The organism is Bacillus cereus group sp. BfR-BA-01310, from assembly GCF_022664325.1.
GTDB classification, from domain to species: domain Bacteria; phylum Bacillota; class Bacilli; order Bacillales; family Bacillaceae_G; genus Bacillus_A; species Bacillus_A paramycoides.
Genome location: NZ_JAKUHD010000067.1, coordinates 1 through 2,667, shown reverse-complemented (window position 1 = coordinate 2,667; position 2,667 = coordinate 1). Strand labels below are relative to the sequence as shown.

The window sequence follows — 2,667 nt, the reverse complement described above, 5'->3', positions numbered from 1 at the left end:
GTTTGTCTAGCATCTAAAAATAAAAATTGACGTTTCACGTTGTTTGTTTCGTTCAGTTTTCAAAGAACTACTTCGTCGCTCATTTGCGACTCCCTTATGTTAACACTTTCGTTAATTGATGTCAACTAAGTTTTTTATTTCGTTTGTCGCTTTCTGCGTTATTGCTATCGGCGACTTGTTCTATATTACACTTATTCATGTTAATAGTCAATGGTTTTAAATAAGTTTTTTATAAAAATATGAATTAACTACACCAACAAGCCGTTAGCACAAAAATAGTGCACTTGAATGTAACCTTCTCAAAGTAAACTAAATACAAATAACCTATAGAAGTTACTACAGGTTATTTGTATTTAGAAATTATTAATATACATATGACATTTTAAATTTATCGCTCTGTACATTATGTACACCATAATAGAAAGAACTAAATATTATTCCTTTGGAGGTATCGAGCAGCTTCCATCTGTACAATAAGCATCGGTTGTACTATTTATTGAAAGATTTTGAGGTTCAGGCTTAGGATTCTCTTCTTCCCACACCTGTTGAAGTGCACCAACAAAGGTTTCAAGTGGTTGCGCGCCTGAAATAGCATACTTTTGATTAACAATAAAATAAGGTACTCCCGTAATTTTATATTGCTGAGCAATTGCTTCGTCAATTCTAACTTCATTCGCATACGCATTTTTATTATTAATAACATTTAAAGCTTCTTTCTTATCTAAACCTGAAGTTTCAGCGATAGTAGAGAGCGTTTCAGCATCACTTAAGTTTCTCGATTCAGTGAAATATGCAACAAGTAGATTTTCTGTAATCTCTTTTTCTTTTCCCTGATCCTTTGCAAATTTCGCCAAACGATGCGCATCAAAAGTATTTGTTGGTTTCATCTCTTCAAAATTAAAACTTAGACCTATACTTGCTGCATGATTACCTATTTGTATATTATTACGATTAGCTTCTTCAACACTAATCCCATACTTTGCTGCAATTACTTCACTAATACTTGTTCCAGAATAGATTGGAGTATTTGGATCTAATTCAAAACTTTTAAACTCAACTTGAACATCATCCCTATGCGGAAATTGTTCTAAAGCCATCTCTAATCTACGCTTCCCAATATAACAAAACGGACATACAAAATCAGACCATACTTCAATTTTCATATTCGCACCTCTTTACAATTTTATTTCCAACCATTTTAGCACCGTGATTAAAGAATTCAAAAATTTTTGCTCCAAACCTTCTATATAGTACAACCAAAAGTATATTTATAACAGAATACCTAAATAACAAAAAAACGATAATCAAAAGGATAAAATACTCCCTTCCGATTATCGTATATAAACATGAAACAACTTTAATTATGCCGGAATATACTTCTCCACGAACTTCCATATAGTATTCCAATATTTATTTGAATCTACTTTCTCAGCTTCTCCATGTCCCGCACCTGGAACAATTAATTTCTCTTTTTCTACTTTTGCAGCATTATACACCTCATCCAACATTTCAAAAGGAACAAATGTATCAGCATCCCCATGAATGAATAACATAGGTGTTTTACTTTTCGCAACTTGTTTTACAGCTGAAGCCTCTTTCAAATCATATCCAGCCCTCAATTTAGTAACTGTATTGGCCGCATTCATAACAGGAAATTTGGGCAAGTGGAATAAATCTTTTAGTTGATACGTGAATTCATCAATAACAGTTGAATATCCACAATCTTCAATAATAACTTTAACATTAGAAGGTAAATCTTCCCCAGAAGTCATCATAACAGTTGCTCCACCCATAGAAATACCAAATAGAGCTATTTCAGCATTAGGATCTTTCTTTAAAATTTGTTGAATCCAAATCAGAACATCTTTACGATCATGCCACCCCATACCGATATAATCCCCTTCACTATTTCCATGCCCACGAAGATCCGGCGCTATGACGTTATAACCTTGTTCATGAAAATTCCGGATATATTTCGTCATTGCTGATGCCCTGCCATCATATCCATGAACTACAATTGCCCATTTATGGCTAGATTGCTCATTCATATATTCATACCCTGTTAAATTTAGCTTATCAAAAGAACGTATAGTTAATGTGTTAGGTTTATATTTTGATACAAAGTTTGCATTCTTTTCTTCATTCGTAGCCAATACATCTCCCGATGCATTCACTGTTTCCGTTAAGTGAGGATTATCCTCCAAAAATTCTTTTTCTTGTTTTGCATTCAATGCATAATTATAGAAATAATTCCCGACTAACATATACGCAATTGCTAGAAGGATTAAAACTACTATAGTAATTACACCTATCTTTTTCATATTATCTCCTTTTTCAAAATTAAATCTTCTTATATTAAAGTACTTCAAAAAAATAACTGTACTATTTTAACACACCAATGAATCGTATCTATAAGAAATAAAATAGAAAATCTTAAATTACATATCAAAAATTATGAGGGAAATTGAATAAAAAATTATATGGATATGTAATCACAAATCTTAAAAGAATGGGGAATACTTAAAATCTAAAGTGGTATTTGGGGTTAGTAAGAAGTTATTTCTAACGAAATATACACAAAAAAGACGAGTCATTCTGACTCGTCTTAAAGTTGCTTGGCGACGTCCTACTCTCACAGGGACAAGGTCCCAACTACCATCGGCGCTA

2 protein-coding genes are annotated in these 2,667 nt (G+C 32.5%); both read right to left on the bottom strand.

Features of this window, described 5'->3' with window-relative positions; translation table 11 throughout:
- Positions 1–434: 434 nt before the first annotated feature.
- The gene (locus MR109_RS29510; RefSeq protein WP_242274848.1) at positions 435–1,163 is read right to left on the bottom strand and encodes a DsbA family oxidoreductase; all 729 of its coding nucleotides are present in this window, start codon (positions 1,161–1,163) and stop codon (positions 435–437) included.
- A 198-nt stretch (positions 1,164–1,361) separates the two neighbouring features.
- A complete protein-coding gene (locus MR109_RS29505) occupies positions 1,362–2,321 on the bottom strand; it encodes an alpha/beta hydrolase (protein ID WP_242274847.1) in 960 nt (319 codons plus the stop codon).
- Positions 2,322–2,667: the final 346 nt, after the last annotated feature.

What these genes read in the sequence shown, in the direction of transcription:
- MR109_RS29510 (WP_242274848.1), bottom strand. Translation starts at nt 1,163, where the DNA reads ATGAAAATTGAAGTATGGTCTGATTTTGTATGTCCGTTTTGTTATATT.
- MR109_RS29505 (WP_242274847.1), bottom strand. Translation starts at nt 2,321, where the DNA reads ATGAAAAAGATAGGTGTAATTACTATAGTAGTTTTAATCCTTCTAGCA.